Raw genomic sequence first — 22,703 nt, 5'->3', positions numbered from 1 at the left:
CTTACACAGCAGGTCGCGGGTGAATCACGGCGCGCAGGCGCTCCTCCTGCAGAAATTTCATGATGATCGGCGCCACGGCTTCGGCCCGGGTGATCAGGAACAGATGGCCGTCATCGATGATGTGCAACTGCGCATTGGGAATGCGCCAGGCCAGCAGGCGCATGTTGATCAGCGGGATCAGCGGGTCGTCGTCGCCGGCCAGCACCAGGGTCGGCTGGCGGATCTTGTGCAGCCAGTGGATGCTGGTCCAGCCCAGCCCCGCGAACAGCTGCCAGTAATACCCCAGCTTGCCCGCCGAGCGCACTTTGCTCGCGTGCTCGGCAGCCAGTCTGGCATCGCGGCGGAACGAGCCGCCGTAGATCATCGGCGCAATACGCACTACGTGGGACGGCTGGATATAGCGGCGCGGGCTTGCCATCAGCCACAGCACCTTGGGTTTGCCCGGTACCATCACCGCACCCGCCGCCGTGGCCGCCAGGATCAGTTTCTTGCAGCGTTCCGGGTAGTCATGGGCGAACTGCTGCGCCAGCGCGCCGCCCCAGGACACGCCTACTGCGTTGACCTGGCCGTAGTCCAGATAATCGAGCATGCGCGCGGTGAGCCTGGCCAGGCCCGGGAAGCGGTAGGGCCGGTTGGGCGTCGAAGAGCCGCCGACGCCGGGCACATCGAAGGCAATCACTTCCAGGTCCGGGTCCAGGGCCTGCACGAACGGAAACACCAGCTCCAGGTTGGCGCCGATGCCATTGAAGATCAGCAGCGGCGTCATGTGCGGCTTGCCCGGGCGCACCGCCGTGCGCAGGGTCTGGCCGCCCAGGTCGATGGTGCGGAAGATGAACGGTTGCGACATGCTCAAGCCCTGTGAAGTCTTACAGCTGGAAGGGGGTCGAACTGTGGGAGGGGGCTTGCTCCCGATGACGGCGTATCAGTGATACAGGTGTTGACTGACACATCGCTATCGGGAGCAAGCCCCCTTCCACAATTGATCTCATCCCATCATAAGAGTGTGTTCTAGCGTTCATGCACATAGGTTCCAGGCGCCGCTTCGGCTGCGGCGTAGGCTTTATTGCCCAGTTTCGCGGGGGCTTTCTTCAGTTTTCCGGCGCGCTCTGCCTGCCACGCCTGCCAGTGCAGCCACCACGAATCGGTGTGCTTGGTCGCATTCTCCTGCCACTCCAGCGGCTTGCCCGCCAGGCCGTCGCTGGTCTGATAGCGCGCCTTGGGGTTGCCCGGCGGGTTGAGGATGCTCTGGATATGCCCGCTGCTCGACAGCACGAACTCCACCTTGCCGCCAAACAACTGCGCTGACTTGTAGCAGGACTGCCACGGCGTGATGTGGTCGTTGGTGCCGGCCAGGGAGTAGATATCGGCGGTGATCTGCTTGAGATCGATGGGCGTGCCGCACACTTCCAGGGCATTGGCGCGCACCAGAGGGTTGTTCTTGAACAGCTCGATCAGGTCGCCGTGGAATGCAGCCGGCAGGCGCGTGGTGTCGTTGTTCCAGAACAGGATATCGAACACCGGCGGCTCATTGCCCAGCAGGTAGTTGTTGACCCAGTAGTTCCAGATCAGGTCGTTGGGGCGCATCCACGCAAACACCTTGGCCATGTCGCGGCCTTCGAGCACGCCGGCCTGGTAGGAATGGCGCTTGGCCGCTTCCAGGGTCTGTTCGTCGACGAACAGCGCCACCTGGGTATCCAGGGTGGTGTCCAGCACGCTCACCAGCAGGGTCAGCGCGTTGACCTTGTTCTCGCCCAGCGCCGCGTAGTGGCCCAGCAGCGCAGTGCAGGTGATGCCGCCGGAGCAGGCGCCGAGCATGTTGATGTCCTTGCTGCCGGTGATCGCGCTGACCACGTCCACCGCTTCCTTGAGCGCTTCGATGTAGGTGGACAGGCCCCACTCGCGCTGGGCCTTGGTCGGGTTGCGCCAACTGACGATAAAGGTCTGCTGGTTATTGCGCAGGCAGAAGCGCGCGAGGCTTTTTTCCGGGCTCAGGTCGAATACGTAGAATTTATTGATCTGCGGCGGTACCACCAGCAGCGGGCGCTCGTGCACCTGTTCGGTGATCGGCTTGTACTGGATCAGCTCCAGCACGTCATTGCGAAACACCACCGCGCCTTCGGTGGTGCCCAGGGTCTTGCCCACTTCGAAGGCGCCCATGTTGACCTGGCTGGGCATGCCGCCGTTGTGCACCATGTCCTTGGCCAGGTGGGACAGGCCGTCGAGCAGGCTTTTGCCGCCGGTCTCGAAGAAACGTTTGACCGCCGCCGGGTTGGCCACGCTGTTGGTGGGGGCCATGGCTTCGGTCATCAGGTTGATCACGAAGTGACCGCGGCTGATGTCCTGGGGCGACAGGCTGCTGTCGTCGATCCAGTCGTGCAGTTCCTTGCGCCACGCCAGATAGGTTTGAAGATAGCGTTTATAGAGCGGGTTCTGGCTCCAGGCCGGGTCGCTGAAGCGACGGTCGTCGTGCTCCGGCACCAACGCGGATTGGCCGAACATCACGCTCTTCAACTCGAGCCCAAGGTGGGCGGCATGTTTGACGCTGTGCAGCGGTTGCCTGATGGCCTGGGTCAGCACCATCTTCGCCGAGGCGAGTAAGTCCTTTTTGCGTAACGCGATGATCGGGTTCAGCCCCAGGGTGTTTTCCGAGGCCTGGCGTTTCAAGTCATCGTTGTTCTTGTCACTCATCTACGACGCTCCATTGTCCGAAAGACGAGTACCAGTCATGCCCGAGCGTCCAGTTTCGATACACGGCACAAACCAGGTACTGCAACTTGGGTGACCGTTGATACCGCATCGTCAAATGCAGGGAACTTGCCAGTTCCATTGGTTACCCGAGTTTAATTTTTTCCGCAAGCGGGCCAATCATTGACCACGCAACAGAGCATTCAAGCAGATGAAATTAGAAAATGCCCTCTAAAGCGCAGGAAGCCTGAGCTAGAGCATCAGCCGCACGACCGACTCGCTTGGGTCGCGGGTTTTGCCGGCGGCCTTGAGTTCGGCCAGGTAGTCGGCCCACAGGTTTTCCTGACGCACGGCCAGTTGGTAGAGGTAATCCCAGGTGAACAGTCCGCTGTCATGGCCGTCGTCAAAGGTCAATTTCAGTGCGTACTGGCCGGCCGGTTCTACCTTGATCAACTTAACGTGGAGCTTGCCGAATTGCAGGATCGGTTTGCCGTGGCCCTGGACCTCGGCGGAAGGCGAGTGCACCCGCAGGAGTTCGGCGGGCAGCTGGTAGGTTTCATCCGGCCCGTAGGTGAGGCCGAGAGTGTTGGAGGTTTTGTGCAGGTTTACAGCGGTAGGGAATTTAGACATTGGCGATATTCCAAAATGTGGGAGGGGGCTTGCTCCCGATAGCGGTGTGTCCGTCAGCTTATCGGATACTGACACACTGCTATCGGGAGCAAGCCCCCTCCCACACTTAGAGCAGGGCGGTCACAGGATGTAGCGCGACAAATCTTCGTTCTGCGCCAGTTCGCCCAAGTGACTGTTGACGTAATCCGGGTCGATCTTGATCACTTCGCCATTTTGCGCACCGGCCAGGTCGCCTGCACTGAACGACACTTCCTCCAGCAAACGCTCAAGCAATGTGTGCAGGCGACGGGCTCCGATGTTCTCGGTCTTCTCGTTGACCTGCCAGGCAATTTCGGCCAGGCGCTTGATACCGTCCGGCTGAAACTCGATGCCCAGGCCCTCGGTTTTCAGCAGTTCACGGTACTGCTCGGTGAGCGAAGCGTGCGGTTCGCTGAGGATGCGCTCGAAGTCACTCGGCGTCAGCGCCTTGAGCTCCACGCGAATCGGCAGGCGGCCTTGCAGCTCCGGCACCAGGTCGCTCGGTTTGCTCAGGTGGAACGCGCCGGAGGCGATAAACAGGATATGGTCGGTCTTGACCATGCCCAGCTTGGTGTTCACGGTGCAGCCTTCGATCAGCGGCAGCAGGTCGCGCTGCACGCCTTCGCGGGACACATCGACGCCACCGGAGTTGCCGCGCTTGGCCACCTTGTCGATCTCGTCGATGAACACAATGCCGTTCTGCTCGACCGCTTCCAGGGCCTTGGCCTTGAGTTCTTCCTCATTGACCAGGCGCCCGGCTTCTTCGTCGCGCACCAGTTTGAGCGCGTCCTTGACCTTGAGCTTGCGGCTTTTCTTCTTGCCCTTGCCCATGTTGGCGAACAGGTTCTGCAACTGGCTGGTCATTTCTTCCATGCCAGGCGGTGCGGAGATGTCGACGCCAGAAACTTCGGCGACTTCGATCTCGATTTCCTTGTCGTCCAGTTGCCCTTCACGCAGACGCTTGCGGAACAGCTGACGCGTATTGGAATCGGTCGACTGCGCCGAGTCTTCGTTGAAACCCATGCGTGCCGGAGGCAGCAGGGCGTCAAGGATGCGTTCTTCGGCGGCGTCTGCGGCGCGATGGCTGACCTTGGTCACTTCCTGTTCGCGCAGCATCTTCAGGGCAGCGTCGGCGAGGTCACGGATGATCGACTCCACATCGCGGCCCACATAGCCCACCTCGGTGAACTTGGTCGCTTCGACCTTGATGAACGGTGCGTTGGCCAGCTTGGCCAGGCGCCGGGCGATTTCGGTTTTACCCACGCCGGTAGGCCCGATCATCAGAATGTTTTTGGGCGTTACTTCAGCGCGCAGTTCTTCGGGCAGTTGCATCCGGCGCCAGCGGTTACGCAGGGCGATGGCGACGGCGCGCTTGGCGTCGTCCTGGCCGATGATATGGCGGTTGAGTTCATGGACGATTTCGCGGGGAGTCATGGACATAGTATTTGGCGGCCTCAAGCGCAAATAAGCCTACGGCTTACTCGGCGAGGTCCTGCTCCTCAATGGTGAAGTTGTGGTTGGTGAACACGCAGATATCGCCGGCGATACCCAGCGCGGTCTCGACGACTTCGCGGGCCGACAGGTCGGTCTTCTTCAGCAGTGCACTGGCCGCCGCCTGGGCGTAGCCACCGCCGGAACCCATGGCGATCAGGCCGTGTTCAGGCTCAACCACATCGCCGTTGCCGGTGATGATCAGGGACGCGTCCTTGTTGGCGACCGCCAGCATGGCTTCGAGGCGGCTGAGGGAGCGGTCGGTGCGCCATTCTTTGGCAAGCTCGACCGCAGCGCGCACGAGGTGGCCCTGGTGTTTTTCCAGCTGGCCTTCGAAACGCTCGAAGAGGGTGAAGGCGTCGGCGGTGGCGCCGGCGAAACCGGCAAGCACCTGGCCGTGGTACAGGCGACGCACTTTCTTGGCGTTGCCTTTCATCACGGTATTACCCAGGGAAACCTGGCCATCGCCGCCCATGACGACTTTGCCGTGGCGACGTACTGAAACGATGGTGGTCAAGGGGAGAGTCTCCACGCAGCGGGGCGAAAATGCCCTGATGGAAACTGATATGGGGGTGGTGGTGGGGATTTCAACTATAAGGGCTTTGTGCGGACAAGCGGCAGTGTCGGACTCATTCTGACGATCAATGAAAATCCAATGTGGGAGGGGGCTTGCTCCCGATGGCGGTGCATCAGTCACTGAATGCTTGACTGAAACACTGCCATCGGGAGCAAACCTCCCACATTTTGATTAGCGTTACGTCTGGATCAGCGGCTCTGGCGTTGTTGTAACAGCAGGTTGCTAAAGCCCGCACCAGCCAGTTGCTTCTGCGCCACGGTCAGTTGCTCACGGTTGCTGAACGGCCCCACCAGCACGCGATACCAGGTTGCTTCCTTCACCGTGCCGGACTCCACCGAAACGGTCTGGCCCAACAGGATGATCTGCGCGCGAACGCGCTCTGCATCCGCCTGTTTCGGGAACGAGCCCGCCTGCAGGAAGAACTTGGTCACCGGTGCTGCCTTGGTTTCGGCAACTGGCGGTGCCGGCGGCGGAGTGATCCCGGCCAGCGCCGCCTGGGCGCGGGCGGTGTCGATTTTTGCAGCTTCCGCCGGGGTCACCGGGGTGGTCGGCACCTGCGGCGTCGGCAGGGTTTTTTCCGGCACGGCATCAGGCGGCACGATCACTTCCGACTCGGGCAGCAGCGTGTAGAAGTCGTATTTCGGCTTCACCGGTGCGGTCGGACTGGGCGCGGTCTTGTTGGCTTCGGCCATCTTGCTGGCCTTCTGCTGTTCCTGCTTGACGCGTTTGACGTCGTCGCCCTGGCCCGGGTCCAGCTTCATCAGGAACACTACAAACGCGCCGACCGTAAGGCCGATCGCCATCCACAGCCAGCCCGGAATCGGCTTCTTTGCCGGGGCCTGATAGCGGCTCGCGCCGCGCTTGGGTGCTGGTTTCTTCTTGGCAGCCAACTTACATACGCTCCAGAGTTTCCAGGCCTAACAGTTCCAAGCCTTGCTTGAGGGTCCGTCCAGCCAGTGCGGCGAGGCGCAGGCGACTGTGCTTCTGGGCGTCGTCGGCGGCGGTGAGGATCGGGCAGTTCTCGTAGAAGCTGGAGAACAACCCGGCCACTTCGTACAGATAGGTGCACAGAATGTGCGGCGTGCCTTTTTCGCCGACGCTGTTCAGCACTTCGCCGAACTGCGCCAGTTTGGCCGCCAGTTCGTGTTCCTGGGGGGCCTGAAGATTGATCTGGCCCTGAACTTCGCTGAAATCCTTGCCCAGCTTGCGGAACACGCCGGCCACGCGGGTGTAGGCGTAGAGAAGGTAAGGCGCGGTGTTGCCTTCGAAGTTGAGCATCAGCTCGAAGTTGAAGCTGTAATCGCTGGTGCGGTGCTTGGACAGGTCGGCGTACTTCACCGCGCCAATGCCGACCACGCGGGCGATGTTGCGCAGGTCGGCCTCGGCCAGCTCCGGGTTCTTTTCCTTCACCAGGGTGTAGGCACGTTCCTGGGCTTCGGTCAGCAGGTCGATCAGCTTCACGGTGCCGCCGTCGCGGGTCTTGAACGGGCGGCCATCGGCGCCGTTCATGGTGCCAAAGCCCATGTGCTCCATGTGCATCGGGTGGGTGACGAAACCTGCACGGCGGGCCACTTCGAACACCTGCTGGAAGTGCAGGGCCTGGCGCTGGTCGACGAAGTACAAGGCGCGATCGGCCTTGAGCACGCCGCTGCGATAGCGCACGGCGGCGAGGTCGGTGGTGGCGTAGAGGTAGCCGCCGTCGGCCTTGACGATGATCACCGGCAGCGGCTCGCCGTCGGCGGTCTTGAATTCTTCGAGGAACACGCACTGCGCGCCGTTGCTCTCCACCAGGAGGCCGGCGGCCTTGAGGTCGTTGACCACGTTGATCAGGTCGTCGTTGTAGGCGCTTTCGCCCATTACGTCGGCCATGGTCAGTTTGACATTGAGCAGCTCGTAGATGTCCTGGCAGTGGGACAGGGAAATTTCACGGAAACGGTTCCACAGTGCCAGGCATTCAGCGTCGCCGGCTTGCAGCTTGACCACCAGGCCACGGGCGCGGTCGGCAAACGCCTCGGACTCGTCGAAGCGTTTTTTGGCCGCGCGGTAGAAGTTCTCGAGGTCGGCCAGCTCGTTGCTGGTGATCGGGTTCTCTTGCAGGTAGGCCATCAGCATGCCGAACTGGGTGCCCCAGTCGCCTACGTGGTTCTGCCGGATCACGGTGTCGCCGAGAAACTCAAGCACCCGCGCCACGCCGTCGCCGATGATGGTCGAGCGCAGGTGCCCGACGTGCATCTCCTTGGCGAGGTTGGGCGCCGACAGGTCGACGACCACGCGCTGGCTGTCGCCCGCTTTGCGTGCACCAATGCGGGCGTCGGCCAGGGCTGCATCCAGGCGCGAGGCCAGGGCCTGGGTGTTCTGGAAGAAGTTGATAAAGCCCGGGCCGGCGATTTCGGCCTTGGTGACGCTGGCGTCGGCGGGCAGCGCGGCGATGATTTTTTCTGCCAGGTCGCGCGGCTTCATGCCGGCCGGCTTGGACAACATCATCGCGATGTTGCTGGCGAAGTCGCCGTGAGTCTTGTCGCGGGTGTTTTCTACTTGGATCGCCGGCGACAGGCCTTCAGGCAACACACCTTCGTTGACGAGTTGGGTGAGGGCTTGCTGGATCAGCTGGCGAATGGTGTCTTTCATGGTGTTCTCTTTCAACCGCAAGCGGCGGCGCGCGATGCGCAGGTGGAAAAACTGGGCATTATCCGTGGCGAGGGCGAGCTTGCCAACCGTTCAGACCGTATGGCGGACCTGCGGGCCTCATCGCGGGCAAGCCCGTTCCTGTATTTAAAGGTATTCACATTTCAACTGTGGGCGCTGGCTTGGCTGCGATAGCGATCTGGCTATCAATACAAATCCACCGGATCCACATCCAGCGACCAGCGCACCTGCCGGCCGCCGGGCATTTGCTCCAGGGCCAGCAACCAGCTGCTCAACAGCCGGTGCAACGGTGCGCGGGAGGTCGCCTGCAACAGCAATTGGGCGCGATAACGCCCGGCGCGGCGCTCCATGGGGGCGGGCACCGGGCCGAGCAGCTCGATGCCGCTCAGACCCAGCTCTGCCAGCAAACGTTCAGCGGCGCTGCAGGCCTCATCGAGAAAGCTTTCGGCCTGCCCCGGTTTATGGGCTTCGGCGCGCAGCAGGGCGAGGTGGGCAAACGGCGGCAGGCCGGCGGAGCGGCGTTCGCTCAGGGCCTGTTCGGCGAAGGCGAAGTAGCCCTGTTCGGTCAGTTGGATCAGCAGCGGGTGGTCGGCCAGGTGTGTCTGGATAATCACCCGGCCCGGCTCTTCGGCGCGCCCGGCGCGGCCGGCGACCTGCACGATCAACTGCGCCATGCGCTCGCTGGCGCGAAAATCCCCGGAGAACAGGCCACCGTCCGCATCGAGGATCGACACCAGGGTGACCCGTGGAAAGTGATGCCCTTTGGCGAGCATCTGCGTGCCCACCAGGATGCACGGTTGGCCTTTCTGGATGGTGGCAAACAGCTGATTCATGGCGTCTTTGCGCGAGGTGCTGTCGCGGTCGACCCGCAGCACCGGGTAATCCGGAAACAGGATGCCCAAGCGCTCTTCGGCGCGCTCGGTGCCCGCGCCGACGGGGCGCAGGTCGACCTTGCCACACTGCGGGCAGTGGCGCGGTACCCGCTCCACATGGCCGCAATGATGGCAGCGCAGCTCGCCGTGGCGCTGGTGCACGGTCATGCGCGCATCGCAACGCTCACATTCGGACATCCAGCCACAGTCGTGGCACAACAGCGTTGGTGCGAAGCCGCGTCGATTGAGAAACACCAGCACCTGCTGGCCGGCGGCGAGGGTCTGGCCGATGGCCTGTTGCATCGGCCCGGAAATGCCGCTGTCCAGCGGACGGCTTTTTACGTCCAGACGCAGGAAGCGTGGCTGTTTGGCGCCGCCGGCGCGCTCGTTCAGGCGCAGCAGGCCATAGCGGCCGGTGTAGGCGTTGTGCAGGCTCTCCAGGGACGGCGTGGCCGAACCCAGCACAATCGGAATGTCCTCTTGGCGCGCGCGCACCAGCGCGAGGTCGCGGGCGTGATAACGCAGGCCTTCCTGCTGTTTATAGGAGCCGTCGTGCTCCTCGTCGATGATGATCAGCCCGGGGTTTTTCATCGGCGTAAACAGCGCCGAACGGGTGCCGATAATAATGTCGGCCTCGCCGTCCCGCGCCGCCAGCCACGACTCCAGGCGCTCACGGTCGTTGACCGCCGAGTGCACCAGAGCGATGCGCGCATTGAAGCGCTGCTCGAAGCGCGCCAGGGTCTGCGGGCCCAGGTTGATCTCGGGGATCAGCACCAGCGCCTGTTTGCCGGCCTGCAGGGTCTCGCGGATCAACTGCAAGTAGACTTCGGTCTTGCCGCTGCCGGTGACGCCGGCCAGCAGGAACGCGTGAAAGCTGTCGAAGCCTGCGCGGATCGCTTCATAGGCGGCGCGTTGCTCGGGGTTCAGCGGCAGCTCCGGCTGGGCCAGCCAGTGTTCATGGCGTGAGTCGGGCGCATGTTTGCGGATTTCGACCTGCACCAGCCCTTTGGCGAGCAGCAGGTCGAGGCTGTCCTTGCTCAGCATCAGCTTGCTTAACAGCTGATGCGCCACGCCATGGGGGTGCTGCGCCAGGGTGGCAAGAGCCTCACGCTGGCGTGGGGCGCGGGCGATGCGCGGGTCGTCGAGGCGCGCGCCGGGCACCGTGGACCAAAAGCGTTCCTGGCGCGCTTCGGCCAGTTCGCCCTGGCGCAGCAGCACCGGCAGCGCCCAGCTCAACGTGTCGCCAAGGCTGTGCTGGTAATACTGGGCGGTCCACAGGCACAGCTTGAACAGCGCCGGTGGCAGTGGCGCGGTGGCGTCGATGATCGCCACTGCGGGCTTGAGCTTTTCGGCCGGGACTTCGCTGTGGTCGGCAATTTCTACCAGGATACCGATCATTTCCCGGCGACCGAACGGCACGCGCACGCGCATGCCCGGCTGCAACTGCGCCCGCAGCACACCGGCCGGCGCGCGGTAATCGAACAGGCGGCGCAGGGGTGAGGGCAGGGCTAGGCGCAAAATGGCGTCGGGCACGCGAGAGGTCTCATCTAAAGGCAGGCGGTGATGCAGGGGCGCGAGCCTAGCAGACAGGGGGAGGCTTGGGGTAGCCGACAGTTTTCTGATGAAAGGGCAGTTCTGGGTTGTCAGCGCCGCTTGCGCGATTTGAAAGGTCTGTTAGAATCCGCGGCCTAATTACGTGCGGTATTCGACAATAGTGTCGAGTGGCGGCACGCTAGCCCGAGGAAGTGCCATGAAAGCCGATATCCATCCAGCGTACGAAACTATCGAAGTCACCTGCAGCTGCGGCAACAAGTTCGAAACCCGTTCGAACCTGTGCAAGCCACTGGGTACTGACGTATGCAACGAGTGCCACCCGTTCTACACCGGTAAGCAGAAAACTCTGGACACCGGCGGCCGTGTACAGCGCTTCGCAGATCGCTTTGGTGCTTTCGGCAAGAAACCTGCTGCTGCCACTCCGGCAGAGTAAGGTTCAAAAGCCTTATGGGCTTTTGCCAGCTGTTGAAAAAGGCGTCCCTTGTGGGCGCCTTTTTTGTGCCCGGAATTTGGCTGTCCGCCGCCCAGGCCGAGGTGTTCTGTCCGGCGCCGGCCTCCGTGGCCCAGGTGCAGGTCAAGCGCGTGGTAGATGGCGACACGGTGCGCCTTACGGATGGCCGCAGCGTGCGCATGATAGGTCTCAATGCACCGGAAACCGCCAGGAAAGGTCGCCCTGACGAGCCCTATGCCGTCGCTGCCCGTCAGCGTTTGCAAGCCTTGGTGCGCGCCAGTGGCGGTCGCGTGGGGCTGGTGCCGGGGCGCGAGCGCAAGGACCACTACGGCCGGACCCTGGCCCATCTGTACGGCGCCGATGGCAACAATCTGGAAGCGCAGTTGCTCGCCGAGGGCCTGGGGTTTCAGGTGGGCGTCGCCCCCAATGTCGATCTCATCGCGTGCCAGCAGGCGGCTGAAAACGTCGCGCGCCAGCGTCGCCTGGGGCTGTGGCGCACATCGCCCGTGCGCAGCGTGGCGCAGGTCAGGCGCGCAGGGTTTGCCCTGATCAGCGGCCGGGTGAAAAAGGTCGAACGCAATCGCGGTGGCATCTGGATTCAACTGCCGGGTTCGCTGGTAGTGCGCATTGCGCCGAATGTGGCCGGGAAGTTCGACGCAGCCACGCTCAGTGGTCTGCAAGGCCAGACTGTCGAAGCGCGTGGCTGGGTGCAGGATCGCGCTCGACGTGGCCGTCTTGAAAACGGCCAGGCGCGCTGGCTGCTGCCGTTGAGCGATCCGGCCATGCTCAAGTCGTCTCGCTGGTAAAAATTGTAGACATTTAAAAGGTGTGATTGTGAACAGTTTCGCCCTTGTATCCCGTGGGCTGCGCCTAAAGTGCTTGATTGCGGGGACTGGAGACCCGTGACTGCCCAGTCTTGTAGGGAAATTGCTTCGCGCGTATCCTCGGCGGTCCGTCGACCAACAGTAAAAGCGGAATGCCGATATGTCTGATTTGAAAACTGCCGCTCTCGAATATCATGCCCATCCTCGTCCAGGAAAGCTGAGTGTAGAGCTCACCAAAGCCACTGCCACTGCTCGCGACCTGTCGCTGGCCTACAGCCCTGGTGTTGCCGAGCCCGTACGTGAAATCGCCCGCGATCCTGAACTGGCGTACAAGTACACCGGCAAAGGCAACCTGGTTGCAGTGATTTCCGATGGCACCGCGATTCTTGGCCTGGGTAACCTCGGCCCGCTGGCGTCCAAGCCCGTCATGGAAGGCAAGGGCGTGCTGTTCAAGCGCTTTGCCGGCATCGACGTGTTCGACATCGAAGTCGACTCCGAGAGCCCGCAGGCGTTCATCGACACGGTCAAGCGCATTTCCATCACCTTCGGTGGCATCAACCTGGAAGACATCAAGGCACCTGAGTGCTTCGAGATCGAAAAGGCGTTGATCGAACAGTGCGACATTCCGGTATTCCACGATGACCAGCACGGCACTGCGATTGTTACCGCAGCCGGCATGATCAACGCTCTGGAAATCGCCGGCAAAACCCTGGCTGAGGCGAAAATCGTCTGCCTGGGCGCCGGCGCCGCCGCCATTTCCTGCATGAAGCTGATCATCAGCATGGGCGCCAGGCTCGAAAACATCTACATGGTCGACAGCAAGGGCGTGATCCAGTCCGAGCGTACCGACCTGAACCAGTACAAGGCGATGTTTGCCCACCCGTCCTCCAAGCGCACCCTGGCTGACGCGCTCAACGGTGCCGACGTGTTCGTTGGCCTGTCTGGCCCGAACCTGCTGAGCGCTGAAGGCCTCAAGTCCATGGCGCCGAACCCGATCGTGTTCGCCTGCTCCAACCCGGACCCCGAGATCGCGCCTGAGCTGGCCCACGCCACCCGCAGCGACGTGATCATGGCCACCGGTCGTTCGGACTACCCGAACCAGGTCAACAACGTACTGGGCTTCCCGTTCATCTTCCGTGGCGCCCTGGACGTTCGTGCCAAGCGCATCAACGAAGAAATGAAAGTCGCCGCCGCCAATGCCCTGCGCGAACTGGCCAAGCTGCCGGTGCCACAGGACGTCTGCGACGCCTACGGTGGTGCTCCGCTGGCGTTCGGTCGTGAGTACATCATTCCGAAACCGATGGACAAGCGTCTGATCACCCTGATCTCCGACGCCGTGGCCAAGGCCGCCATCGAGACCGGTGTGGCAACCCTGCCGTATCCGAAGCACTACCCGCTGCAAAGCGTGGATGATGTGTTCAACGGCTAAGCCGTTGTAGCGTGTCTAGTCCTGAAATAGGTTTACACCTGTTTCAGTCTCAAAACGCCTGATGCACCGCATCGGGCGTTTTGTATTTCAGGGATAAGTGCGGCCGCTCCCCGTTGTAGATCAGCACCGACTCATCCACCATTTTTACGGCATCCGCCAAATCTTTGGGCCGGTGCAGCAAAAACTCAGTTTTCAAAATCCCGTTTACCCGCTCTGCCATCGCGTTCTGATAGCAATCGTAGCCATCCGTCATTGAGCACTTGATCCCATGCTTGGCGTGCATTTGCTGGTACAGGTCGGAGCAGTATTGGGCCCCGCGATCCGAGTGATGGATCAGCGATTGCTTGGATTTTCGCTGGCTAACAGCTTTCTGCAATGCTTTGACCACCGACTCCGTATGCAGGCTGTCATGTACATGATGACCCACGATCTTGCGTGAGTACGCGTCTGTTATCAGGCTGACGTAAACGACACTTTCCCGCGTGGGCAGATAGGTAATATCTGCAACCCAAACCTGCTCGGGCCTGCCAGCGACAACTTGTTCCGGGCCTGCTTTGAGCAGGTTGGGATGGCGGCGGAACCGATGATGGCTATGCGTAGTTTTATGATAAGCACGCTTTCGAGGAACCAGCTCTCGCGCTTCGCGCAAGATGGAAAAAAGACGGTCTCGACCAACAATTACCTGCACTTCAGCCTCAGTGCTCATCAGATAATGCAGCTTGCGCGTGCCTAACCTCGGCTGGCGACGCCGCTTTTCCAGAACAAAGTCCACTACTTGCTGGTCTTGGTGAGCTCTCGCATCAACGGCTCGGTTACGTTTGTAATACGCTTGGCGCGAAATTCCCATGAACAGGCAAGCCCTGGTAATGCTCAGGTCTTGGATTTGCCCTTGCGAGAGGACTTGCCGGGTCGCTTTTTTACGATGGACACACCGTAATCATTTTTCAAGACGTTCACGACAGCTTCAAAGAACTGGGCCTTTTGATTGCTCAGCGCCAACTGTTCTTCAAGCTCTTTAATCCGCTGCTCGGGTGTCAGCGGGAGGTTGGGGTCGGTCATCGGCCTGCTCCGCGGCGCTCGGATTGAGGCGCCTTGGCTCCAGTCCTGTCGGCCATGCTTGCGTAGCCAAACCAGTACCGTGGACCGGCCCTGAATGCCAAAGCGCCGTTGAGCCTCTTTATAACTCAACTCGCCTTTTTCGACTTGGTCTACGACCGACAATTTAAAAGCTAGCGTGTAATCGCGTTGGCTGCGCCTTTTTCCCGTATCCATTGAGTCCTCCTGAAGAAAGGTCAGAAGGTGTAAACCTTATTCAGGACGGGACAGCGCACCAACAAAAAGCCCCGGCTCGGATGAGTCGGGGCTTTTTTGTGACTTGGCGATTAACTTGAGGCCTGTGGAGATCCAAGTGTGGGAGGGGGCTTGCTCCCGATAGCGGTGGATCAGTCAATACATGCAGTGACTGTCGCACTGCCATCGGGAGCAAGCCCCCTCCCACATTGGATCTGTATCAGGCCGCAGATCGGGTTAGAACAAGTCGATCGGTGCTGCCTCATCCGCCGGCAGCGGGCTGCCCGGTGCGACGCCGTTACCCAGTTCGTTGACCGACGGCGGCGTGTCTTCGCTCTTGAACAGTTCAAAGTACGCATTCGGCGTGCTCGGGGATGCGGCGCGGCCACTCACCGGGTCGATCCGCAGGCTGAGGATGCCTTCCGGTTCCGGCTGGGTGTGCAAAGGCTTGTCCTTCAGCGCGGCGCCCATGTAGCTCATCCAGATCGGCAGCGCGACGGTGCCGCCGAACTCGCGGCGACCCAGGCTTTCCGGCTGGTCGTAGCCGGTCCACACGGTGGTCACGTAGTCGCCGTTGTAGCCGGAGAACCAGGCGTCCTTGGATTCGTTGGTGGTGCCGGTCTTGCCCGCGATATCCGCGCGGCCCAGGGCCAGCGCGCGGCGGCCGGTGCCTTTCTTGATCACGTCTTCCAGGATGCTGTTGAGGATATAGGTGGTACGGCCATCGACAATGCGCTCGGCCACCGCAGGTGCCTGGGGTTCGGCCGGGTTGCCGGCATTCGTGGCCGGTGCTGCGCCCGGCGTCGGCTCGATGGTGATGCCGCCGTTGCTCGGCGCGGCCAGGCCATCGGTGGCAGCCACGCCATTGACCACGTCACCCGGCACGCGTGGCGGGTTGGCGGTGAACAGCGTATCGCCATTGCGGCTCTCGATCTTGTCGATCAGGTACGGCGCGATCTTGTAACCGCCGTTGGCAAAGGTGCTCCAGCCGGTGGCGATTTCCATCGGCGTGAGGGTCGCGGTGCCCAGGGCCAGGGACAGGTTGGGCGGCAGGTCCGACTTGGCAAAGCCGAAGCGCGTCATGTAATCGATGGTCTTGCCCACGCCCATTGCCTGCAGCAGTCGGATCGACACCAGGTTGCGCGACTTGTACAGCGCCTCGCGGATGCGGATCGGGCCGAGGAAGGTGTTGGTGTCGTTCTTCGGGCGCCAGACTTTGTCCAGGTACTCGTCGACAAACACGATCGGTGCATCGTTGACCAGGCTGGCGGCGGTGTAGCCGTTATCCAGCGCGGCGCTGTAGATGAACGGCTTGAAGCTTGAGCCGGGCTGACGCTTGGCCTGGGTGGCGCGGTTGTAGTTGCTCTGCTCGAAGGCAAAGCCGCCGACCAGCGCGCGAATCGCGCCGTTCTGCGGGTCCAGGGACACCAGGGCGCCCTGTGCGACCGGTACCTGGCTGAATTTGAGGCTGTCGTCCTTCTGGCGTTGCACGCGGATCAAGTCACCCACCTGCGCCACGTCCGACGGCTGCTTGGGCAGCGCGCCCATGCTGTTGGTGTTCAGGAACGGTCGCGCCCACTTCATGCTGTCCCAGGCCACGTGTGCTTCACCGGTGCGGGTCAGCACCTGCACGCCGTCTTTCTTCACCTGGGTGACAATGGCTGGCTCCAGGCCGCTGATCGTGCGCTGCTTGCCAAGCTCGGTGGTCCAGGCACTGAGGGTCTTGCCCGGCAGGCGCGATTCGGGGCCGCGGTAGCCATGGCGCTGGTCGTAGGCGATCAGGCCGGAGTGCACCGCCTCATTGGCGATGTCCTGCAGGTCGCTCGGCACGGTAGTGGTCACGCGGAAGCCTTCGGTGTACGCCTCGCTGCCATACCGGCCGACCATTTCGGCGCGGGCCATTTCGGCGATATACGGCGCGTTCACTTCCGGCGTCGGCACGTGGTAGCTCGCGTTCAGCGGCTCGGCCACCGCGCTTTCGTAGGCGGCCTGGTCGATCTTGCCCAGTTTGTACATGCGCCCCAGGATCCAGTCGCGGCGCTCTTTGCTGCGCGCCGGATTGGCCAGGGGGTTGAAGCGCGAAGGGGCTTTGGGCAGGCCGGCAATCATCGCCATCTGCGCCAGGCTGGCGTCACGAATCGACTTGCCGTAGTACACCTGCGACGCGGCTTCGATGCCGTAGGCGCGGTTGCCCAGGTAGATCTTGTTGACGTACAGCTCGAGGATCTCGTCCTTGGTCAGCTGACGCTCGATCTGCAAGGCCAGCAGGATCTCGGTGGCCTTGCGCGAAAAACTGCGCTCGCTGGTGAGGAAGAAGTTCTTCGCCACCTGCATGGTGATGGTGCTGCCACCGGATTGAATGTGTCCGCTTTTTACCAGCTGTGTGGCGGCGCGCACCAGGCTGCTGGGGTCCACGCCGTAGTGATTGGCGAAATTATCATCTTCTGCGGACAACAGCGCGCTAATGAAATTGGGCGGAATGTCGGCGAAACGGATCGGTGTGCGGCGCATTTCGCCGAACTCCGCGATCAGTTTTTCATCGCTGCTGTAGACCCGCAAAGGAATCTGCAACTGGATACTTCTGAGTGCCTCTACGGAGGGCAAACCCGGACTAAGGTAGAGATAGGCCCCGCTGAGGACGAGCAGGAGCCCGCAAACGATGGCGACAATGGAGTACCCGAAAAACTTCAGCAGACGAATCAAGGCTTTTGGATTTCCAGAGAAAAGAATGAGTTAGGCGCCGGGGCATGCATGACAAACGATGGATCGACCCGGGCAGCAGATAAAAGCGGAAAAAAACGCTGGGCATTAAAGCATTTTTCGACTTGGGGCGTCATTCGTGCCGGTTCAACAAGTCGACCGAATGCACGGTGCCCGGCGCCAATCAGGCGGTAAGACAGGCAAAGGTTTAGGGAGTTTTATGGGAAAGGGATTTTTCAGGCGAAAAGTCGACACCGTGCTCGGCGTCGACATCAATGACAGCGGGATCAAACTGATTGAACTGAGCCGTTCGGCCAGCGGCTATACCGTCGAAGGCTATGCCACGCAATCGCTGCCGAGCCGGGCGGTGGTCGATGGCAGCCTGCTCGACCTTGAACTGATCGGCCGGGCCCTGCACCAGGCTCTGCCGCGCCTGCGCACCTCGGCCCGGCAGGCGGCGGTGGCGGTGGCGAGCTCCTCGGTTATAACGCGGGTAATCGACCTGCAGGCACGGCTCAGCGAGCAGGAAATGGCCCGGCAGATCCAGTTGGAAGCCGACCAGTACATTCCTTACCCGCTGGACGACGTCGCCATCGACTTTCAAGTGCGCGGCCCTTGTGCCGACAACCCCGAGCGGGTGCAGGTATTACTGGCGGCGTGCCTGAAGGAACAGGTCGAAACCCGCGAGGCAGTTTTGGCCCTGGCGGGGCTGGTGCCGAGGGTGGTGGATGTCGAAGGGTTTGCATTGGAGCGCGCATGCAGTCAGGATTTCGCCAGCTTCACGCCGGGCCGTCGTGTCGATGGCGCACAATGGGCTGCGGATGCCCACGGGATGGGAGTGGCTTGCGGATTGGCCCTGAGGAGTTTCGCTGGATGACACGAATCAATCTTTTGCCCTGGCGCCAGGCGCTGGCGCAGCGTCGGCGCAAGTACTTCCTGGTATTTTTGCTGGCGTTCGCCTGTGTGGCGCTGGCGGCAGTGTGGCTGGCGGATCAGGTCATCGACCAGGCCATCGACCGCCAGGTAACGCGCAACAGCCATGTGGGCAAGGAGGTGGCCGCCCAGGATGCACGGATCAAGACCATCGACGACCTGCAGGAGCAGAGCCAGCAACTGGCCGAGCGCATGAAGGTCGTGCAGGACCTGCACCAATCCCGTTCCGCCGGCACGCAGTTGCTGGACCAGTTGGCCCGCGCCGTGCCCGAGGGCGTGCATCTGCACGAGGTGGTTGCCCGGGGCGATAGCGTGAGCATCAGCGGCAGCGCCGAATCCAGCCAGGATATCGCCCAGTTGATGCGCAGCCTGGAGGCTTCCGCGGGTGCCCACGCTACCCGGCTGCAGCATGTGCGGGCGGAAGGCGCGGATGGCCGCAATGAATTTCAACTGATGGTGCGCCAGGGGGCATCCACCGAGGCCCAGCCATGAGCCTGCCCAGGCTCGATCTTTCTGCACTCACTCACCACGCTGCCAAATGGCCCTTGCCCGGCAAGGTTTTGCTTGGCTGCGCGCTGGCCGGGCTGGTGCTGGCGGTGGGCAACAGTGTGGTCCTGGCGCCGTCCCGCGAGCGGCTGCAGGTGCTCCAGACGCAGGAAGTGGCCTTGCAACAGGCGCTCGCGCAAAACACCGATCTTGCCGCAAACCTTGAACGTCGCAGCGATGAGGCCCAGGCGATGCAGGCGCGGGTTGGCGGGCTGTTCCGGCAATTATCCGCTGAGTCCGATATGCCCGGCCTGCTCGAAGACATCGCCCGGCTGGCCGCCGGTAATGGCCTGCTGGTCGAAGGCGTAAAGGTGTTGGACGAACAGCCTCGGCCGTTTTATATCGAAGCGCCGGTGCAGGTTCGCATGCTTGGCACCTACCATGACCTGGCGACCTTTGTGAGCGGCCTGGGCGGGTTGGCGCGGATCGTCACCGTGCATGATCTTGCGCTTGCGTCTGACGGGGCCTTGCTGCGTCTGGAGCTGTTGGCCAAGACCTACCGCAGTCTGTCGCCCCACGGCGAGCCTGGACCGGTCACGCAGTGGGGGCCGCGCTTTGCCTACAGCGCTGCTGCCCTGCGTGACCCGTTCCAGTCCTCGGCTATGCAGGTCGAGCATGCGCCCGGCAAACCTGCGTCCGCGCCGGACCTTTCACGGCCGCGCGGCGTGCTGGAAAGCCTGGCTGTCGACCAGTTCGAAATGGTCGGCACGCTGTCCCGTGGTGTTCAACGTTTCGTCCTGTTGCGCGCGGCCTCCAGCGTGCACCGCCTGGCGGTCGGCGACTACCTGGGGCCGAACCACGGCCGCGTCACGGCCATCCATGACGGCCACGTCGAGCTGGCCGAGTTGTTTCCCGATGAACAGGGCGCCTGGCTGCAGCGCTCACGAACCCTTGTGTTGAACGTCAACTCATAACGGAATCGAACAATGAAAAGGACTTTCTCGTCCTTCGGTGTGGCGCTATGGATAGCGTTCACGGCACCGATGGCTGCTGCTGTGCCCAATCGTCTAGACCTGATCCAGTTGCCGCCACCCGGTGGCGCAGCGTCGGGCGCCTATACCGGCGACACACTGAACCTCAATTTCCAGAACATCGACCTGCGCGCCGCGTTGCAGCAGATCGCCGACGTGGCGGGTCTCAATCTGGTTGCCAGTGACGAGGTGCAAGGCTCGGTCACCCTGCGCCTGAAGAATGTACCCTGGGACCAGGCGCTGGACCTGGTGCTGCAAAGCAAGGGCCTGGACAAGCGGATGAAAGCCGGCGTGTTGCTGGTGGCGCCCGCCGACGAGCTGGCCGCGCGCGAACTGCTGACCCTGGAGGCGCGAAGGCAGATGGCCGACCTGGCGCCGTTGCGCCGCGAGCTGTTGCAGGTCAACTACGCCAAGGCGGCCGACCTGGCCAAGCTGTTCCAGTCGGTGAACGGCCTCGAAGGCACCCCCGACGAACGCGGCTCGGTGGCGGTGGATGATCGCACCAACAACATCATTGCCTACCAGACCGGTGAACGGCTCGAAGAGCTGCGGCGCATCGTGGCGCAGTTGGACATTCCGGTGCGCCAGGTGATGATCGAGGCGCGGATTGTCGAGGCCAATGTCGACTATGACAAAAGCCTGGGCGTGCGTTGGGGCGGGCGGCTCAGTCGCGGCAACTGGGGCGCCGGCGGTATCCCGAAATCCTTGGCCGAAGGCGCGAAGCCGCCGCAAAGCCCATCCGCCTCACCCTTCGTCGACCTTGGCTCGCTCGCCGGCGCGTCCGGGCTGGGCATCGCCTTCATCACCGATAACTTCCTGCTGGACCTGGAACTGAGCGCCATGGAAAAAACCGGCAATGGCGAAATCGTTTCACAGCCCAAGGTGGTCACCTCCGACAAGGAGACTGCGCGCATTCTCAAGGGCACCGAGATTCCCTATCAGGAGTCCAGTTCCAGCGGTGCCACCTCGGTGTCGTTCAAGGAGGCTTCGCTGTCGCTGGAAGTCACCCCGCAGATCACCCCCGACGACCATGTGATCATGGAAGTGAAAGTCACCAAGGATGAGCCCGACTATTTGAACAAACTCAATGACGTACCGCCGATCAAGAAAAACGAGGTCAACGCCAAGGTGCTGGTTCGGGACGGCGAGACCATCGTCATCGGTGGGGTTTTCTCCAATACCCAGAGCAAAGTGGTAGATAAAGTGCCATTTTTGGGCGATGTGCCGTATCTTGGCCGCCTTTTCCGGCGTGATGTGCTGGCGGAGAAAAAATCCGAGCTGCTGGTATTCCTGACTCCGCGTATCATGAATAACCAGGCGATTGCTGTGAGTCGTTGATTCTGTGCGAAATTTGATTCTTGTAGGGCCGATGGGCGCTGGAAAAAGCACCATCGGCCGTTTGCTGGCCAAAGAGCTGCGCCTGCCGTTCAAAGATTCCGACAAGGAAATTGAATTGCGCACGGGCGCCAATATCCCATGGATCTTCGACAGGGAAGGCGAACTGGGCTTTCGCGACCGCGAGCAGGCGATGATTGCCGAGCTGTGCGATTGCGACGGCGTGGTATTGGCAACCGGTGGTGGCGCGGTGATGCGTGATGAGAATCGTCGAGCACTGCATGCCGGTGGTCGGGTTGTGTATCTGCATGCGTCGGTCGAGCAGCAAGTGGGCCGCACCGCCCGCGACCGTAATCGCCCGTTGTTGCGCACGGCCAACCCGGAAAAAACCCTGCGGGATTTGCTTGCCCTGCGTGATCCGCTGTACCGGGAAATAGCCGATCTGGTGGTGCAAACCGATGAACGGCCGCCGCGGATGGTGGTGGTCGAGATTCTTGAACGCCTGCATCGGCTGCCACCCCGTTAAAGCCTGGCCCGAAATGCGCTATTCTCGGCGGCGCGTCATCACCTTGAGGTGTGGCGTGGAGCCATCAGGCAGCGGACGTTGCCGGTCGTCAATCCATCTCTCACGCGGGGACACATGCAGACACTTAAGGTCGATTTAGGCGAGCGCAGCTACCCGATCCATATTGGTGAAGGCCTGCTGGACCAGCCTGACTTGCTCACGCCGCACATTGCCGGGCGGCAGGTGGCGATCATCTCCAATGAAACGGTCGCGCCGCTGTACCTTGAACGTCTGAGCCGCAGCCTTTCGGCGTACTCGGTAATTTCCGTGGTGCTGCCCGACGGCGAAGCCCACAAGAACTGGGAAACCCTGCAGCTCATCTTTGATGGCCTGCTGTCCGCGCGGCATGACCGCCGCACCACCGTGGTCGCCTTGGGCGGCGGCGTGATCGGCGACATGGCCGGCTTCGCGGCCGCCTGCTACCAGCGCGGCGTGGATTTCATTCAGGTGCCGACCACCTTGCTATCCCAGGTCGATTCGTCGGTGGGCGGCAAGACGGGCATCAACCACCCGCTGGGCAAGAACATGGTCGGCGCGTTCTACCAGCCGCAGGCCGTACTGATCGACACCACGACGCTCAACACCTTGCCGCCGCGCGAGCTGTCGGCGGGGCTGGCGGAAGTCATCAAATACGGGCTGATCTGCGACGAACCGTTCCTCACCTGGCTGGAGGAGCATGTGGACGCTCTGCGCGCCCTCGATCAAGTGGCGCTCACCGAAGCCATTTCGCGCTCCTGCGCGGCCAAGGCGCTGGTGGTCAATGCCGATGAACGAGAGTCCGGCGTGCGCGCCACCCTCAATCTGGGCCACACATTCGGCCATGCGATCGAAACGCACATGGGCTATGGTGTGTGGTTGCATGGAGAGGCTGTCGCGGCTGGCACCGTAATGGCACTGGAGATGTCCCAGCGCCTGGGCTGGATCAGCGCCCAGGAGCGTGATCGCGGTATCCGTCTGTTGCAGCGTGCCGGTTTGCCGGTGATTCCACCCGCGCAGATGACCGAGGCGGACTTCCTCGAACATATGGCGGTAGATAAGAAAGTGATCGACGGTCGACTTCGACTGGTGCTGCTGCGCCGCATGGGCGAAGCGGTGGTGACCGACGATTATCCGAAAGAGATTTTACAGGCCACGCTGGGAGCGGATTACCGCGCCCTGGCCCAGCTTAAAGGTTAATAAGATCGCG

The 22,703-nt window shown here is 62.0% G+C and carries 18 protein-coding genes and 1 pseudogene; 9 read left to right on the top strand and 10 right to left on the bottom strand.

Annotated elements, in window-relative coordinates; genetic code table 11:
• Position 1: 1 nt before the first annotated feature.
• The 8 genes from phaZ to ACXX81_RS20665 form a co-directional block, all read right to left on the bottom strand.
• Entirely contained in the window at positions 2 to 847 is an 846-nt protein-coding gene (phaZ, locus tag ACXX81_RS20700; RefSeq protein ID WP_458572304.1) for a poly(3-hydroxyalkanoate) depolymerase, read from the bottom strand.
• Between the two features lie 161 nt (positions 848 to 1,008).
• Positions 1,009 to 2,688, bottom strand: coding sequence for a class II poly(R)-hydroxyalkanoic acid synthase (gene phaC, locus ACXX81_RS20695; protein ID WP_458572303.1), 1,680 nt, complete (start codon positions 2,686 to 2,688; stop codon positions 1,009 to 1,011).
• Between the two features lie 249 nt (positions 2,689 to 2,937).
• A complete protein-coding gene (locus ACXX81_RS20690) occupies positions 2,938 to 3,315 on the bottom strand; it encodes a gamma-butyrobetaine hydroxylase family protein (RefSeq protein WP_057008513.1) in 378 nt (125 codons plus the stop codon).
• A gap of 120 nt (positions 3,316 to 3,435) precedes the next feature.
• Positions 3,436 to 4,773: an ATP-dependent protease ATPase subunit HslU gene (gene hslU, locus ACXX81_RS20685; RefSeq protein WP_209987579.1), complete on the bottom strand. Its 1,338-nt coding sequence runs from the start codon at positions 4,771 to 4,773 to the stop codon at positions 3,436 to 3,438.
• A gap of 37 nt (positions 4,774 to 4,810) precedes the next feature.
• Positions 4,811 to 5,341, bottom strand: a complete 531-nt coding sequence (gene hslV, locus ACXX81_RS20680) for an ATP-dependent protease subunit HslV (RefSeq protein ID WP_003237338.1) — start codon at positions 5,339 to 5,341, stop codon at positions 4,811 to 4,813.
• 248 nt (positions 5,342 to 5,589) lie between these two features.
• Positions 5,590 to 6,291, bottom strand: a complete 702-nt coding sequence (locus ACXX81_RS20675) for an SPOR domain-containing protein (RefSeq protein WP_209987582.1) — start codon at positions 6,289 to 6,291, stop codon at positions 5,590 to 5,592.
• 1 nt (position 6,292) lies between these two features.
• Complete coding sequence (gene argS, locus ACXX81_RS20670; protein WP_209987585.1) at positions 6,293 to 8,029, bottom strand: arginine--tRNA ligase; 1,737 nt, start codon at positions 8,027 to 8,029, stop codon at positions 6,293 to 6,295.
• A 203-nt stretch (positions 8,030 to 8,232) separates the two neighbouring features.
• Positions 8,233 to 10,452, bottom strand: coding sequence for a primosomal protein N' (locus ACXX81_RS20665; RefSeq protein WP_458572302.1), 2,220 nt, complete (start codon positions 10,450 to 10,452; stop codon positions 8,233 to 8,235).
• A 217-nt stretch (positions 10,453 to 10,669) separates the two neighbouring features.
• On the opposite strand from ACXX81_RS20665, the gene rpmE reads away from it, so the two are divergent.
• From rpmE to ACXX81_RS20650, 3 genes are all read left to right on the top strand, one after another.
• Positions 10,670 to 10,906, top strand: a complete 237-nt coding sequence (rpmE, locus tag ACXX81_RS20660) for a 50S ribosomal protein L31 (protein WP_003237330.1) — start codon at positions 10,670 to 10,672, stop codon at positions 10,904 to 10,906.
• A 14-nt stretch (positions 10,907 to 10,920) separates the two neighbouring features.
• On the top strand, positions 10,921 to 11,730 hold the full coding sequence (locus tag ACXX81_RS20655) for a thermonuclease family protein (protein WP_458572301.1): 810 nt from the start codon (positions 10,921 to 10,923) through the stop codon (positions 11,728 to 11,730).
• 178 nt (positions 11,731 to 11,908) lie between these two features.
• A complete protein-coding gene (locus ACXX81_RS20650; protein WP_322212432.1) occupies positions 11,909 to 13,177 on the top strand; it encodes a malic enzyme-like NAD(P)-binding protein in 1,269 nt (422 codons plus the stop codon).
• Positions 13,178 to 13,226: 49 nt separating this feature from the next.
• Here ACXX81_RS20650 and ACXX81_RS20645 read toward each other — a convergent pair.
• Together ACXX81_RS20645 and ACXX81_RS20640 are read right to left on the bottom strand one after the other, a co-directional pair.
• Positions 13,227 to 14,449 (bottom strand): IS3 family transposase gene (locus ACXX81_RS20645; protein WP_322212102.1). Its coding sequence is split into 2 segments (ribosomal slippage): positions 13,227 to 14,098 and positions 14,098 to 14,449, totalling 1,224 coding nucleotides; the frame shifts between segments, so codons are not numbered across the junction.
• A 255-nt stretch (positions 14,450 to 14,704) separates the two neighbouring features.
• A complete protein-coding gene (locus ACXX81_RS20640) occupies positions 14,705 to 17,167 on the bottom strand; it encodes a penicillin-binding protein 1A (RefSeq protein WP_373460637.1) in 2,463 nt (820 codons plus the stop codon).
• A 220-nt stretch (positions 17,168 to 17,387) separates the two neighbouring features.
• Between ACXX81_RS20640 and pilM the strand changes: the two genes are divergently transcribed.
• From pilM to aroB, 6 genes and pseudogenes are all read left to right on the top strand, one after another.
• On the top strand, positions 17,388 to 18,044 hold the full coding sequence (pilM, locus tag ACXX81_RS20635; RefSeq protein ID WP_209987597.1) for a type IV pilus biogenesis protein PilM: 657 nt from the start codon (positions 17,388 to 17,390) through the stop codon (positions 18,042 to 18,044).
• Entirely contained in the window at positions 18,041 to 18,592 is a 552-nt protein-coding gene (locus ACXX81_RS20630; RefSeq protein ID WP_458572300.1) for a PilN domain-containing protein, read from the top strand. Before pilM ends, ACXX81_RS20630 begins: the two co-directional genes overlap by 4 nt.
• Positions 18,589 to 19,560, top strand: a complete 972-nt coding sequence (locus tag ACXX81_RS20625; protein ID WP_458572299.1) for a pilus assembly protein PilP — start codon at positions 18,589 to 18,591, stop codon at positions 19,558 to 19,560. Before ACXX81_RS20630 ends, ACXX81_RS20625 begins: the two co-directional genes overlap by 4 nt.
• 138 nt (positions 19,561 to 19,698) lie before the next feature.
• Positions 19,699 to 20,955 (top strand): annotated as a pseudogene (locus ACXX81_RS20620) (type IV pilus secretin PilQ); the annotation flags it as partial.
• A gap of 4 nt (positions 20,956 to 20,959) precedes the next feature.
• Positions 20,960 to 21,478, top strand: a complete 519-nt coding sequence (gene aroK, locus ACXX81_RS20615; RefSeq protein WP_322212436.1) for a shikimate kinase AroK — start codon at positions 20,960 to 20,962, stop codon at positions 21,476 to 21,478.
• 114 nt (positions 21,479 to 21,592) lie between these two features.
• Positions 21,593 to 22,693, top strand: a complete 1,101-nt coding sequence (gene aroB / locus ACXX81_RS20610) for a 3-dehydroquinate synthase (protein WP_003237313.1) — start codon at positions 21,593 to 21,595, stop codon at positions 22,691 to 22,693.
• The last annotated feature ends 10 nt before the right edge of the window (positions 22,694 to 22,703 follow it).

The organism is Pseudomonas sp. GNP013, assembly GCF_054343995.1.
The sequence above is the reverse complement of the archived record's forward strand: the minus strand, read 5'-3'. Positions and strand labels throughout refer to the sequence as shown.

What these genes read in the sequence shown, in the direction of transcription:
- phaZ (WP_458572304.1), bottom strand. Translation starts at nt 847, where the DNA reads ATGTCGCAACCGTTCATCTTCCGCACCATCGACCTGGGCGGCCAGACC.
- phaC (WP_458572303.1), bottom strand. Translation starts at nt 2,688, where the DNA reads ATGAGTGACAAGAACAACGATGACTTGAAACGCCAGGCCTCGGAAAAC.
- ACXX81_RS20690 (WP_057008513.1), bottom strand. Translation starts at nt 3,315, where the DNA reads ATGTCTAAATTCCCTACCGCTGTAAACCTGCACAAAACCTCCAACACT.
- hslU (WP_209987579.1), bottom strand. Translation starts at nt 4,773, where the DNA reads ATGTCCATGACTCCCCGCGAAATCGTCCATGAACTCAACCGCCATATC.
- argS (WP_209987585.1), bottom strand. Translation starts at nt 8,029, where the DNA reads ATGAAAGACACCATTCGCCAGCTGATCCAGCAAGCCCTCACCCAACTC.
- rpmE (WP_003237330.1), top strand. Translation starts at nt 10,670, where the DNA reads ATGAAAGCCGATATCCATCCAGCGTACGAAACTATCGAAGTCACCTGC.
- ACXX81_RS20655 (WP_458572301.1), top strand. Translation starts at nt 10,921, where the DNA reads ATGGGCTTTTGCCAGCTGTTGAAAAAGGCGTCCCTTGTGGGCGCCTTT.
- ACXX81_RS20650 (WP_322212432.1), top strand. Translation starts at nt 11,909, where the DNA reads ATGTCTGATTTGAAAACTGCCGCTCTCGAATATCATGCCCATCCTCGT.
- pilM (WP_209987597.1), top strand. Translation starts at nt 17,388, where the DNA reads ATGGGAAAGGGATTTTTCAGGCGAAAAGTCGACACCGTGCTCGGCGTC.
- ACXX81_RS20630 (WP_458572300.1), top strand. Translation starts at nt 18,041, where the DNA reads ATGACACGAATCAATCTTTTGCCCTGGCGCCAGGCGCTGGCGCAGCGT.
- ACXX81_RS20625 (WP_458572299.1), top strand. Translation starts at nt 18,589, where the DNA reads ATGAGCCTGCCCAGGCTCGATCTTTCTGCACTCACTCACCACGCTGCC.
- aroB (WP_003237313.1), top strand. Translation starts at nt 21,593, where the DNA reads ATGCAGACACTTAAGGTCGATTTAGGCGAGCGCAGCTACCCGATCCAT.